A 12,364-nucleotide genomic window follows, 5' to 3' on the forward strand; every position below is an offset into this window, starting at 1 on the left:
CGCCGGTCCTAGCGCAGGGTCCGGCCGGCCGTGGCGTGCTCCTCCAGCAGCGGGGTCGGGGAGAACGCGGGCTCGCGGGACCCGTCGTACAGGGCGCGCAGCACCGTGACGGCGCGGTCCAGGCCGAGGCGGTCCAGATCGGCGATGGGGCCGGTCGGGTAGCCGCAGCCCAGCCGCATGGCGGCGTCGATCGCGTCGGCGTCGGCGTAGCCCGCGCCGAGCATGGCGGCGGCGTCGTTGAGGTAGGGGAAGCGCAGCGCGTCCACGATGTACCCGGCGCGGTCGCGGCAGCGGACGGCGGTCAGGCCGAGGGCGGTGACCAGCGCGACGGCCTTGTCGGCGACGCCCTCGCCGGTGACGACCGTGGTGGCGACCTCGGCCAGCTCGCCGCCGGCCTCGGGCAGGTGCAGGCCCACGACGTCGGCGGGGCGGCCGGAGGCGACGGCCTGCCCGACGACGCGGCGGGAGGTGTCCAGGGTGGCCAGGACCGCGCCGGGCTTGGCGACGGCGGCGGCCTCGGCCAGCGCCTTCTCGTCCAGCGCGACGACCAGGTCGCAGGTGGCCGGGTCGCCGGTCGCGGCGTCGGCGAGGCGGGCCGGGCGCGGGCCGTCGCCGGTGACGCACAGCACCGGCTGGACGGCTCCGGACGCGCCGGCGGGGGCCTCGGGCTCGGAGCCGTCGTAGGCGTAGAAGCCGCGGCCGGTCTTGCGGCCCAGCAGCCCGGCGGCGACCAGTTCGCGCAGCAGCGGGGAGGGGGCGTGGCGGCGGTCGCGGGTCTCGGCGTGGATCGCCTCCAGCACCTCCAGGCAGGTGTCCAGGCCGATCAGGTCCATCAGGGTGAACGGGCCCATCGGCAGCCCGCCGCCGGTCCGCATCGCGGTGTCGATGTCGTCGCGGGTGGCGTGGCCGGACTCCAGCATGGTCACGGCCTGGCCGAGGTAGCCGAACAGCAGGCGGTTGGCGACGAACCCGGCGCGGTCGCCGATCGTCACCGGGGTCTTGCCGAGGGCGGCGGCCAGGTCGGCGACGCGGGTGACGGCCTCGGGCTCGGTGAGGACCGTGCGGATCACCTCGACCAGCTTCATCACCGGCGCCGGGTTGAAGAAGTGCACTCCGACGATCTTGGTGGGGCGGTTGGTGGAGACCGCGATCTCGGTGACCGACAGGGAGGAGGTGTTGGTGGCCAGCACCGCGTCGGGGCGGCACACCCGGTCGAGCTGGGCGAAGACCCCGCGCTTGAGGTCCAGCCGCTCCGGGACCGCCTCGATGACCAGGTCGCAGTCGGCCAGGTCCGCGAAGTCGGTGGACAGCGCGATCCGGTCGAGGATCGCCCGCTGCCCCTCCTCGGTGAGCCTGCCGCGCTTGACGGCGCGCCCGGTGGACCTCTCCAGGTGCCCCCGCCCCCGCTCCAGCGCCTCGGAGTTGACCTCGATGCCGACGACGGCCAGCTCACCCCGGGCCAGCACCTCGGCGATGCCCGCGCCCATGGTGCCCAGTCCGACCACACCGACCTTGCTGAACGAAACGCCACTCATGCCCGGCAGTCTCCCATCCGCGCGATCCGGGTACGACCGGGGAGTGCGATTTGGGGTTTTCCTGCTCGCGGCGCGTTTCCCCGGCGAGGACGACGCGGCCGCGTTGGAACGGACGGTGCGCGCGGCGCTCCTGGCCGAGCGGGTCGGGTTCGACGACGTGTGGGTGGCCGAGCACCACTTCATGACCTACGGGGTGGTGCCGTCGGCGGCGACGTTCGCGGGCCACCTGCTGGGGCTGACGCGGCGCGTGCACGTGGGGACGGCCGTCAGCGTCCTGTCCAACCAGCATCCGGTGGCGCTGGCCGAGCAGGCGGCGATGCTGTCGCTGGTGTCGGGCGGCCGGTTCCGGCTGGGGGTGGGGCGCGGCGGGCCGTGGCGGGACCTGGAGGTGTTCGGGACGGGGCTGGAGCGGTACGAGCGCGGGTTCGCCGAGTCGCTGGACCTGCTGCTGGCGTGGCTGCGTTCGGAGCGGGTCGGGTGGGACGGGGAGCACTTCGCGTTCCGGGAGGTGCCGGTCGTCCCGCGCGCGGCGGCGCCCCCGCCGGTCCTGGTGGCCTGCACCTCGGAGGCGACCGAGGCGCTGGCGGCCGAGCGCGGCCTGCCGATGCTGCTCGGCATGCACGTCGGCGACGCCGAGAAGGCCGCCGCCGTCGAACGCCACGGCGTTCCCGCCCCGCACGTGTCGGCGCACCTGGCGCAGGTCGCCGACACGCGGGAGGAGGCGGTGGCGACCGTGCTGCGGGAGATGCCGCGCTGGCTGGGGCCGGGGCTGGACGGGTACGTCGCCGTCGACGACCGGCCGCGCGCCCGCCGCGACCCGGTGGAGTACGCGCGGCGCCTGTGCGGCATGCACCCGGTGGGCTCCCCCGACGACTGCGCCGCGCGCCTGGTCGCGACGGTCGAGCGCACCGGCGTCCGCCGGCTGGCCCTGCTGGTGGAGGCGGCCGGGTCGGCGGAGGCCACGTTCGCGAACGTGGCCCGGCTGGGCGAGGAGGTCCTCCCCAAGGTCCGTGCCGAACTTCCCCGACCCTGAGTGTGGAAAGCTACACTTCCCAATGTGACCAGATCGAATTCCTACTGGGGCAAGCTCGGCGAGCGGGAGCGCGAGGCCCTCCGCAAGTACGCGGTCCGCGACATCCTCCCGGCGGGCGACAAGATCATTCGGCAGCGCAGCCGGTCCCACTCGGCGCTGATCCTGCTGCGCGGCTGGGCGGCGGTGATCTCCGAGCCGGAGCTGGAGCCCGACGCGCCCCCCAGCGAGTCGGGCAACCTGCTCGGCTTCCGCGGCGACGGCGACATCATCGGCGAGCTGGCGGCGATCTCCGGCGGCCCCCGGTCGGCGACGGTCCGCGCGCTGGACGAGGTGGAGGTGCTGGAGATCGACGCCGCCGACTTCAAGCGCTACCTGCTGGAGAACCCCGGCGCCCAGTGGGCGCTGCTGGAGGTGCTGGTGGAGCGGCTCCAGGAGGGCTCGGACTTCGTCCGCCTCAAGCAGCACAAGATCTCCGTGCAGGTCCCCGAGATCCTGGTGATGCTGGCCGACCGGGTCGGCCGGGAGGGCAGCGAGGGCGTCTGGTTCCCCTACCCGCGCCGCCAGGAGGAGCTGGCCAACCTGCTGGGGGTCTCCCGCGAGTCGGTCTCGGCGACCTGGACCCGGCTGCGCAACGAGGGGCTGGTCGCCAGCAAGCGGAACCGCCTCCTCCTGCTGGACGTCGAGGGGCTGCGCGCCCTGCTCCCCACCTCCTGAGAGAATGTCCCCACGCTTTTATGTGGAAGCCTTCACACATGGAGTATGGATCATCTATCTTCTAGGTATAGAGAAGTTCAACTCCTGGGGTGCGAGCGATGACACTAGAGGTCGTGGGAGCAATCTTCCTGCTGATCGCCCTGGTCGGCGGCGGTCTGCAGATCGGGGACCGGCTGACCGTTCCGCAGCTGTCCCGGGTCCGGCTGGTCGCCCTGGCCCTGACCGGGATCGCGCTGATCGGTCTCGGCGTCACCCTGAGCCTGGTCGCCGACCGGGAGAACCAGGCCGACCGGCCGCCGCCGGCGGCGCCGCACGACCCGGAGGCCAGGTCATGACGCACATCCCCGCGGGCTGGGAGCGCCTGGAGGCGACCTTCCTGGTGATCGACATCAACGGCTGGAGCCACATCGTCCGGGCCCTCGGCCCGGACCCCGCGGCCGCCGCCGCCCTGGTCGACACCTTCTGGGAGAAGGCCGAGGCGCAGGTGAGGCTCCGCGACGGCGACATCTACTCCTGGCAGGGCGACGCGCTGCTGGCGGCCTACCGGGGCGACCCGGCCGGGCGCGCCGGGAGGGCGCTGGAGACCGCGCAGGCCGTGCACGCCGTCGTCCACGACGAGATCCAGCCCGCGTGCGCCGCCCGCCTGCGCCTCACCATGCACGCGGCCCGCGCCCGGGGCGAGCACGTGTGGGCCAGCTCCGCCCTCCAGTTCTCGGTGTCCAGCGCCATCACCGACGGCACCGCCGTGGCCGTGCCGAGGTCGGACGGGCGGCGGCGCACCGAGGAGCTGACCGGCCACTGCGTCAACCTGGCGTTCGCCCTGGTGGAGGAGGTCACGCCGGAGCGCACCGGCATCGAGGCCCAGGTGCACGCCACGCTGCGCCGGCACGGCTCGCGGCACCTGGAGCGCTTCGGCCCGATGGACGAGAAGGTCCTGCAACTCGCCTACGGCGAGAGCGTCCCCTACTACGAGGGACGGCCCCCCATGGCGGCGCCGCCGGAGGAGCGGACGTCCGTCACCGAACGGCCAGGGCCGTCTTCCGCCCCGGACAGGGAACCCTCGCGCCGCGACCGGGCGCTGTCGCTGAAGGTGGCGCCCACGTCACAGGTCGGCGCGTAGGGCCATCGCCGTACGCGGCGCCGACCGCGCCGCGGCCCCGGTCCCGAACGCGTTCGGGACCGGGGCCGCTTCCTGTTCGATCAGCAGTCCCTCAGCTCCGGGGACTGGTTGAGGATCTGTTCGCGGGCGGTGACGAACGTCCGGTACGCCGCCGAGTCCCCGGTCGGGAAGACCGCCACCCGGTGACAGTTCTGGAACGCCAGCTTCATGCCGAAGTGCCGTTCCAGCGCGCCCCGCATGGCGTCGCTGGCCAGCACCCGCAGCAGCTCGCCGCGCGCCCGCTCGTCCGGCGGCGGGACCTGGTTGTCGGCGAACTCGCCGCCGTCCACCTGCAGCTTCGCCACCAGACCGCTGATCATTTCCCAGGCGTACGGCAGCGACGTGCGTACGCATTCGACGAAGGCCGCGTCGCCGACCTCGCCCTTGCGGGCCTGTTCGAGGAGTTCGGGGGATACGTCAAGGGACATCGCGGGGCTCCTTCCGCCGGCGGTGATGTCGCCCAATGCCCGTGACGCTAATCTTGACGGCGATCGAATTCCAGACTTGACCGACGCGGTCGAACCGGTCATGCGCTCCCCGAGCCGGGCTCCGCGCCGGACTCCGCGCCGGCCTTACGCCGGGCGGTAGCGGCGGACCGGACGGCGGTAGGAGGTCTGCTCCTCCAGCTCGGTCCGGCGCCTCCGGGCCCGGCGCGCGCCCCGCGCCTCCTCGCGCAGTTCCCGCGCGCGCTCCCGCATCACCGCGTACATGATGTCGTTGTGGAACATGGCCCCTCCCTGATCCGTCGGCCCGTTCCGGCCCGACACCCTCAAGGTTGGTCCTAAGGCGCCCCGCCCCACATGGGGACGACGTCCTATCCGGGCGCCCGTTCCACCGCCTAAGCCCGTAAGCCGCCTGGTAAGGCGGTGTACGGCCAGGGCGCGCCCCCGCCCCGGCCGTGCGCCGCCCGGGGACGCCGGAGCGCGAGCGTCAGAGCGGCTTGCCCATCAGCACGTCGTCCGCGTACCGCCCGTCGAGGAAGAACTCTCCGGGAAGCACGCCTTCGACGTTGAACCCCAGCGACTCGTAGAGCCGCCGCGCCGGGTCGTTGCCGCCCAGCACCCGCAGCGTGATGCGCCGCGCCCCCTGCTCGCGGGCCCGGTCGCACGCGGCCTCCATCAGCGCCCGGCCGATCCCCCGCCCGCGCTCGCCGGGGTCGACGGCCAGCCCGTGGATCGACCGCACGTGCGCGCCGGACGGGAACGGGTAGGGCGCGGCGAGCTTGGCGTAGCCGACGACCTTCCCGTCGCGCTCGGCGACGAGGATCGACTCCGGCGGGGTCTTCCCGCCGAAGAAGGGCTCCCCCGGTTCGGGGCGGGGCGCGACCGCGCTCACCGTCGACCAGGTCCGCGCGTCGAGCTCGGCCAACGCCGTGTCGTCGGCCGGCGTCGCCCATCGAATTTGAAGATCGCTCACAAAACTCATTCTGTCGGTCTCAGCCGGGAGGGGCGCAAGCGCTTTCGACCCTCACTATGCTGGCCGACCGTGCGTCTCGTTATCGCCCGCTGCAGCGTCGACTACGCCGGCAAGCTCACCGCCCACCTCCCGCTGGCCCTCCGCCTCATCCTGATCAAGGCGGACGGAAGCGTGAGCATCCATGCCGACGACCGCGCCTACAAGCCGTTGAACTGGATGAACCCGCCCTGCACCCTGCGGGAGGAGCCGCTGGAGGAGAACGGCGCCATCGCGCGCTGGACGGTCACCCACGGCAAGTCGGGCGAGCGGCTCATCCTCACCATCCACGAGATCCAGCACGACTCGCGGCACGAGCTGGGCGTGGACCCCGGACTGATCAAGGACGGGGTGGAGGCGCACCTGCAGGAGCTGCTGGCCGAGCACATCACCACGCTCGGCGAGGGGTGGACGCTGATCCGCCGCGAGTACCCCACCGCGATCGGCCCGGTGGACATCCTGTGCCGGGACCACCGGCAGGGCACCGTCGCCGTGGAGATCAAGCGGCGCGGGGAGATCGACGGGGTCGAGCAGCTCACCCGGTACCTGGAGCTGCTCAACCGGGACCCGCGCCTGGCGCCGGTGCGCGGGGTGTTCGCCGCGCAGGAGATCAAGCCGCAGGCGCGGGTGCTGGCCACCGACCGGGGCATCGACTGCGTGACGCTGGACTACGACGCGCTGCGCGGCATCGAGCACGAGGGCACGCTGTTCTAGGGGTCCTGTTCCAAGCCGTGCGGCGCGGGCATCATGTCGGGCATGAGCGCTCACGCTGGAGGCACCTTCGACATCGAGGCCTGGGAAGCCGACAAGCCCTTCGACGAACGCGAGGGGACGAAGCTGACGCGCGTGCTGGTGCGCAAGACGTTCCACGGCGACCTGGTCGGCACCAGCAGCGCCGAACTGCTCACGGTGGAGACGGCCGCCGGGCCCGCCGCCTACGTGGGGCTGGAGACCGTGGAGGGCATCCTGCACGGGCGGGAGGGGACGTTCGTGCTCCAGCACAGCGCGGGCAGCGAGGACGGCACCGAGGCGACGCAGTGGCTGCGGTGGATCATCGTGCCGAACTCCGGCACCGGCGAGCTGACGGGCATCCGGGGCAACGGGACGATCAGCGTCGCGCCGGACGGCGGCCACTCCTGGGCGCTGGACTACACGCTGGGCTGACCGTTCCGGCACTGAGTACCCTTTCCCGCATGCCCTCCACCACCGCCGACGCCACCCGGGAACGGATCATTGACGCGGCGCAGGAGTGCTTCGGGCGCTTCGGCGTGGCCAAGACGACCATGGAGGACGTGGCGGCGGCGGCCGGGCTGTCGCGGGCCACGGTGTACCGGGCCGTCAGCGGCGGCCGGGAGGAGCTGATCCTCGCGGTCGTGCTGCGCGACCTGCGCCGGTTCCTGGACCTGCTGACCGAGCGGCTGCGCGCGCTGCCGTCGGTGCCCGACGCGATCGTCGAGGGGTGCGTGGACGCGGTGACGTTCGTGCGGTCCGACCCGACGGTCGCGCGGTTCCTGGTGCCCGAGGCCGCCGGGCACATGCAGGCGGCCGTCGCCGGGGCCGCCGAGCACGTCCTCGACCTGTGCTGCGAACACGTGCGGCCCTACTTCGCGCTGGCGCAGGGGCGGGGGCTGCTGCGCGGCGACATCGAGGTGGAGGGGACGGTGGAGTTCCTGTTCCGGATCATCACGTCGCTGATCGTGATGGACCGGGACCGGGACGCCGACGGGCTGCGGACGTTCCTGCGCACCTATGTGGTGCCCGTGATCGTCTCGGGTTGATCACACCCTGGTCACCGCGCCCGGTGATCGCCGTCCCCTGACGCCGGGCATACGCCGGCCACGGTAGCGTTTCGACCAGGGCGGCCGGGGACGGCGCCGCACGATGCAGTCGCGGGGAAGGTAAGGCATGGGCTCGGTACACCACACGCGGGGCCGGTCGCAGGGGATCTCGCCGAGTCCGGTGTTCCTGGCGCTGCTGGCGGGCACCGTGCTGTGCGGGCTGATCGCCTGGCGGTACGGGACGATCACCGACCGGCCCGCGCGGATCGCGGTGTTCGGGTTCGTGGTGCTCGGCTGGATCGTGACCCTGGCGGTGCACGAGTTCGGGCACGCCTACCTGGCCTACCGGTCCGGCGACCGCGACGTGGCCACCCGCGGCTACCTGACGCTGAACCCGCTGAAGTACGCCGACCCGATCCTCAGCTTCGGCATCCCGGTGCTGTTCATCCTGCTCGGCGGGATCGGCTTCCCCGGCGGCGCGGTGTGGGTCGACCGGTCGGCCATCCACGGGCGGCTGCGGCACAGCCTGGTGTCGGCGGCGGGCCCGCTGGCCAACGTGCTGTTCGCGGTGATGCTCGCGGTGATCTTCAAGAACTTCGCCGACCGAGGGCACGGGGTGTTCTGGGCGGCGCTGGCGTTCCTGGCGTTCCTCCAGGTCACCGCGGCGATCCTGAACCTGCTGCCGATCCCGGGGCTGGACGGGTTCGGGATCATCGAGCCGTTCCTGCCGCGCTCGTTCGTGGAGCGGGCCAACCAGTACGGCGGTTACATCTTCCTCGGACTGCTGGCGTGCCTGTGGCTGATCCCGGCGGTGAACCAGGCGTTCTTCGACGTCGCCTACGGGGTGTCCGACCTGATCGGGCTGGGCGAGTTCCCGTTCCGGATGGCGATCGACATGGAGGGGCTGCCGATCCGCACCGGGCACGCCCTGTTCCAGTTCTGGCAGGACTGACCGGGAGCGGGGCGGGCCGGGCTCAGCCCGCCAGGTGGCGGACGATGCGGCGCAGCTGTTCGGTGTAGCGCTCGCGGAACTCCGGTGACCGCGGGTCCATGCCGAACGTGCGCACCACCGCGTTCGGCATCAGGGTCGGCAGGCTGACCATCCCCATCAGCGCCAGCAGGACGGCGGCCGGGTCCAGGTCGGCGGCGATCTGCCCGGCGGCCTGGCGGCGTTCCATGTCCGACAGGTCCTCGCGGGGCATGTCGGCGGGGTCCGGGCAGGGCTCGGTGAGGCCGCACCAGGCGTTCAGGCGGCTGCCGCGCGGGTCGTCCAGCGAGTTGTGCAGGTAGCGCACGACCAGCTCCTCCAGCGGGACGTCGGGGTCGTTGAACTCGGCCTCCTCCTCCTGCCAGCGCCGCACGATCGCCTCGAACAGGCCCTCCTTGCCGCCGAAGTGGTAGCTGATCAGCTGCTTGTTCACCCCGGCGCGGTCGGCGATGTCCTGCACGCGCGCGCCCGCCAGGCCCTTGGCGGAGAACTCCTCCAGGGCGGCCTCCAGCAGCAGGCGGCGGGTGCGCTCGGCGTCGAGCCTGCGCTCGTCGGGGCGGGGCGCGCGGCGGGTCCTGTCGGTCACGGGGGCAGTGTAGCCCAGATTTCATCCATCCGGATGGTTGACAAGTTCATCCGGATGGATGAAAGCTGGGGCGCGTCCTGACCGAAGGAGAAGAAGCATGTTCGTCATCACCGGGGCGACCGGGAACGTCGGCCGCCACGTCGTCGCCGAGTTGCTGGACGCGGGCCACAAGGTGCGGGCGCTGTCCCGCGATCCGGCCACCGCCTCGCTGCCGGACGGCGCCGAGGTCGCCCGCACCGCCGACCTGCCGCTGGAGGGCGCGACCGGCGTCCTGCTCAACCCCGCCGCCTTCTGGAACGGCGTGGACGAGCTGCTCGACCGCGCGCGGCGGGCCGGGGTCCGCCGGATCGTGGTGCTGTCGTCGTCGGCCGTGCTCGCCGGGGAGGGCAACCCGATCGGCGACCACCACCTGGCGCTGGAGCGCCAGGTCGAGGCGACCGGGCTGGAGTGGACGCACCTGCGGCCCGGCGCGTTCGCCGCCAACGCCCTGGGCTGGGCCGACCAGATCCGCGGGAACGGCGTCGTGCGCGGCCCCCACGCCCGCGCCCACACCGTCCCGATCGACGAGCGCGACATCGCCGCCGTCGCCGCCCGCGCCCTGACCGGCGACGACCTGGCGGGCACGCGGCCGGAGCTGTCGGGTCCGGAGTCGCTGACCTTCGCCGACCAGGCCCGGATCATCGGCGAGGCGATCGGCCGCCCGGTGACCTACGAGGAGCTGTCCCCGGAGGCGGCGCGCGCGGCGATGGCGTACGCGCCCGAGCCGGTCGTGGACGCGCTGCTGGCGTTCTGGGCGGAGGCCGTGGACCGGCCGCAGCCGGTGTCGTCCGAGGTCGAGCGGATCACCGGGCGGCCCGCCCGGACGTTCGCCGAGTGGGCCGCCGAACACGTCCGCGACTTCGCCTGAGCCTCACCCTCCGAGAGCCGCGGGTGCCGTCACCCGCGGCTCTCGATCTCGTTGCGGGCCCACTCGTACCAGTCACGGCGCGCCCGCAGCGACTGCTTGCCCCACTCCATCACCAGGCGGCCGTAGAACGACAGGTTGTCGTCGTCCCACGGGACGGCCTCCTCCAGCCCGGCGAGCTCGGCGACCATCTCCTCCACCCGCTCGCGCTGGCGGTCCAGGAAGGACAGGGCCCGCTCCCGGTCGACCTGGCCGAGCAGGAACACCCGCAGCAGCGCGTCGTCGCGGCGCGGGACCTTGGGCTCCACCTCGGCGATCCAGTGCTCCAGCTCCTTGCGGCCGGTCTCGGTGATCCCGTACTCCTTGCGGCCGCGCGCCCCCTTGGCCACCACCTCGATCAGGCCCTCGGCGGTGAGCTTGCCGAGCTCGCCGTACAGCTGGCTCTGGGTGGCGGGCCACACGCTGTTGAGCGAGATCTCGAACAACTTGAGCAGGTCGTAGCCGCTGGCCCCGTCCAGCTCGGCGATCAGGCCGAGGACCGCGTGTCGAAGGCTCATAGTCCTGATCTTACACGTCGGGATTGACATGTCATCTTTGGAATGTCAGATTTGAACATGTCATAACTGACATGTCTGATGAGGGCGATCGCGATGGCGAACCACCACGGCCTGACCTTCCCTGGACCGCGCTCGCGGTACCGCCCGCCACCCCGGGTCCGCCCGTAAGCGCCACCTGACCGCGCACGGCGCCCCCGCGCCGGCGCGCTGATCCTTCCCTCCGGGAACCCGCAAGGAGGAACACCCCATGTCCGAGCAGCCCGTCCCCGCCTGGATGGCCGGCCACCTGGCCCCCGTCCCCGACGAGATCAGCGCCGTCGACCTGCGCGTCACCGGCGCCCTGCCCGCCGAGCTGACCGGCCGCTACCTCCGCAACGGCCCCAACCCGCGCCCCGGCGAGACCAGCCCGCACTGGTTCACCGGCCACGGCATGCTCCACGGGCTGCGGCTGCGCGGCGGCCGTGCCGAGTGGTACCGCAACCGGTGGGTCCGCACCCGCGTGTTCACCGAGGACGCGCCGTTCATCCGCGAGGACCTCACGTTCGACCGCGCGGCCGTCCCCGCCAACACGCACGTCGTCCCGCACGCCGGGAAGATCCTGGCGCTGGTGGAGATCGGCTTCCCGTACGAGGTCACGCCCGAGCTCGACACGGTCGGGCCGTGCGACTTCGGCGGGCGGCTGACCGGCGCGATGACCGCGCACCCCAAGGAGGACCCGGTCACCGGGGAGCTGCTGTTCTTCGGCTACGGCTTCGCCCCGCCGTACCTGACCTACCACCGGCTGTCGTCCACCGGCGAGCTCGTGGAGAGCCGCGAGATCGAGGTGCCGGGGCCGACGATGATGCACGACTTCGCCATCACCGCCCGCCACGTGGTCTGGATGGACCTGCCGGTGGTGTTCGACGGCGACCTCGTCATGAACGGCGCGGGCATCCCCTACCGCTGGGACGACGGGTACGGGGCGCGCCTCGGCGTGATGCCGCGCTCGGGCGGCCCGGTCCGCTGGTTCGAGGTGGACCCCTGCTACGTGTTCCACGTGGGCAACGCCTACGAGGACGAGGAGGGCCGGATCGTGCTGGACGGGGCGCGGTACGACGCCGACTCGTTCCAGGGCATCTGGGGCGACATCGGACGCACCACCGAACACGACACCGCCCACGCCGCGTCCGTCCACTGGAAGTCGGTGATGCACCGCTGGACGCTGGACCCGGCGACGGGCAAGGCGGTCGAGGAGCAGCTCGACGACCGGAACGTGGAGTTCCCGACGCACGACGACACGCGGACCGGGCACGGGCACCGCTACCTGTACACGGTCGCCGACGAGGCGATCGTCAAGTACGACCTGCGGACCGGGGCGAGCCGGGCGCTGGAGCTGGGCGACGGCGACGCGCCGGGCGAGGCGGTGTTCGTCCCGGCGGCGGACCGGGGCGCCGAGGACGAGGGATGGCTGCTGTCGATCGTGTCCGACCGGTCCGGCGGCGGCTCGGAACTGCTGGTGCTGAACGCCGCCGACCTGTCCCACCAGGCGACGGTGCATCTGCCCCGGCGCGTTCCGGCCGGGTTCCACGGGTCGTGGATCCCCGACGGCGAGGTCTCCCCGTAGGGTGCTTTACTAAGCGGTAGCACGTGAAAGCACCCACTTACCTCAGTCGGCCGAA

The 12,364-nt window shown here is 72.6% G+C and carries 16 protein-coding genes; 10 read left to right on the forward strand and 6 right to left on the reverse strand.

Going from position 1 to position 12,364, the window contains the following annotated elements:
• Positions 1-8: 8 nt before the first annotated feature.
• The gene (locus HNR61_RS14620) at positions 9-1,535 is read right to left on the reverse strand and encodes a 3-hydroxyacyl-CoA dehydrogenase family protein (RefSeq protein WP_182843664.1); all 1,527 of its coding nucleotides are present in this window, start codon (positions 1,533-1,535) and stop codon (positions 9-11) included.
• 43 nt (positions 1,536-1,578) lie between these two features.
• Here HNR61_RS14620 and HNR61_RS14625 point away from each other — a divergent pair, with 43 nt between their 5' ends.
• The 4 genes from HNR61_RS14625 (at position 1,579) to HNR61_RS14640 (ending at position 4,402) form a co-directional block, all read left to right on the forward strand.
• A complete protein-coding gene (locus HNR61_RS14625) occupies positions 1,579-2,568 on the forward strand; it encodes an LLM class flavin-dependent oxidoreductase (RefSeq protein WP_182843665.1) in 990 nt (329 codons plus the stop codon).
• A gap of 24 nt (positions 2,569-2,592) precedes the next feature.
• On the forward strand, positions 2,593-3,282 hold the full coding sequence (locus tag HNR61_RS49900; RefSeq protein WP_067813921.1) for a Crp/Fnr family transcriptional regulator: 690 nt from the start codon (positions 2,593-2,595) through the stop codon (positions 3,280-3,282).
• 113 nt (positions 3,283-3,395) lie between these two features.
• Positions 3,396-3,617: a hypothetical protein gene (locus HNR61_RS14635; RefSeq protein WP_067813919.1), complete on the forward strand. Its 222-nt coding sequence runs from the start codon at positions 3,396-3,398 to the stop codon at positions 3,615-3,617.
• On the forward strand, positions 3,614-4,402 hold the full coding sequence (locus HNR61_RS14640; RefSeq protein ID WP_182843666.1) for a hypothetical protein: 789 nt from the start codon (positions 3,614-3,616) through the stop codon (positions 4,400-4,402). The genes HNR61_RS14635 and HNR61_RS14640 overlap by 4 nt, the downstream gene beginning before the upstream one ends.
• A gap of 80 nt (positions 4,403-4,482) precedes the next feature.
• Here the strand turns inward: HNR61_RS14640 and HNR61_RS14645 are convergent, their stop codons facing one another.
• From HNR61_RS14645 to HNR61_RS14655, 3 genes are all read right to left on the reverse strand, one after another.
• Complete coding sequence (locus HNR61_RS14645) at positions 4,483-4,869, reverse strand: SCO5389 family protein (protein ID WP_182843667.1); 387 nt, start codon at positions 4,867-4,869, stop codon at positions 4,483-4,485.
• 144 nt (positions 4,870-5,013) lie between these two features.
• Positions 5,014-5,169 carry a hypothetical protein gene (locus HNR61_RS14650; RefSeq protein ID WP_182843668.1) on the reverse strand — a complete coding sequence of 52 codons (156 nt, stop codon included), beginning with the start codon at positions 5,167-5,169 and terminating at the stop codon, positions 5,014-5,016.
• A 202-nt stretch (positions 5,170-5,371) separates the two neighbouring features.
• Entirely contained in the window at positions 5,372-5,866 is a 495-nt protein-coding gene (locus HNR61_RS14655) for a GNAT family N-acetyltransferase (protein ID WP_182843669.1), read from the reverse strand.
• A 60-nt stretch (positions 5,867-5,926) separates the two neighbouring features.
• Here HNR61_RS14655 and nucS point away from each other — a divergent pair, with 60 nt between their 5' ends.
• The 4 genes from nucS to HNR61_RS14675 all read left to right on the forward strand — a co-directional run bounded on the left by nucS (position 5,927) and on the right by HNR61_RS14675 (position 8,623).
• Positions 5,927-6,607, forward strand: a complete 681-nt coding sequence (gene nucS / locus HNR61_RS14660; RefSeq protein ID WP_182843670.1) for an endonuclease NucS — start codon at positions 5,927-5,929, stop codon at positions 6,605-6,607.
• A gap of 42 nt (positions 6,608-6,649) precedes the next feature.
• Positions 6,650-7,057 (forward strand): DUF3224 domain-containing protein, encoded by a 408-nt coding sequence (locus tag HNR61_RS14665; RefSeq protein ID WP_246442675.1) that lies wholly within the window; start codon positions 6,650-6,652, stop codon positions 7,055-7,057.
• Between the two features lie 29 nt (positions 7,058-7,086).
• Positions 7,087-7,671 carry a TetR/AcrR family transcriptional regulator gene (locus tag HNR61_RS14670; RefSeq protein WP_182843672.1) on the forward strand — a complete coding sequence of 195 codons (585 nt, stop codon included), beginning with the start codon at positions 7,087-7,089 and terminating at the stop codon, positions 7,669-7,671.
• A 127-nt stretch (positions 7,672-7,798) separates the two neighbouring features.
• Complete coding sequence (locus HNR61_RS14675) at positions 7,799-8,623, forward strand: site-2 protease family protein (protein WP_182843673.1); 825 nt, start codon at positions 7,799-7,801, stop codon at positions 8,621-8,623.
• Positions 8,624-8,645: 22 nt separating this feature from the next.
• On the opposite strand, the gene HNR61_RS14680 is transcribed toward HNR61_RS14675, so the two are convergent.
• Entirely contained in the window at positions 8,646-9,245 is a 600-nt protein-coding gene (locus tag HNR61_RS14680) for a TetR family transcriptional regulator (protein ID WP_312897908.1), read from the reverse strand.
• A gap of 97 nt (positions 9,246-9,342) precedes the next feature.
• Here HNR61_RS14680 and HNR61_RS14685 point away from each other — a divergent pair, with 97 nt between their 5' ends.
• Positions 9,343-10,152: an NAD(P)H-binding protein gene (locus HNR61_RS14685; RefSeq protein WP_182843674.1), complete on the forward strand. Its 810-nt coding sequence runs from the start codon at positions 9,343-9,345 to the stop codon at positions 10,150-10,152.
• A gap of 29 nt (positions 10,153-10,181) precedes the next feature.
• On the opposite strand, the gene HNR61_RS14690 is transcribed toward HNR61_RS14685, so the two are convergent.
• Positions 10,182-10,706, reverse strand: coding sequence for a PadR family transcriptional regulator (locus HNR61_RS14690; protein ID WP_182843675.1), 525 nt, complete (start codon positions 10,704-10,706; stop codon positions 10,182-10,184).
• Positions 10,707-10,953: 247 nt separating this feature from the next.
• Here HNR61_RS14690 and HNR61_RS14695 point away from each other — a divergent pair, with 247 nt between their 5' ends.
• Entirely contained in the window at positions 10,954-12,309 is a 1,356-nt protein-coding gene (locus HNR61_RS14695) for a carotenoid oxygenase family protein (RefSeq protein WP_182843676.1), read from the forward strand.
• Positions 12,310-12,364: the final 55 nt, after the last annotated feature.

This window comes from Actinomadura kijaniata, from assembly GCF_014138665.1.
GTDB classification, from domain to species: domain Bacteria; phylum Actinomycetota; class Actinomycetes; order Streptosporangiales; family Streptosporangiaceae; genus Spirillospora; species Spirillospora kijaniata.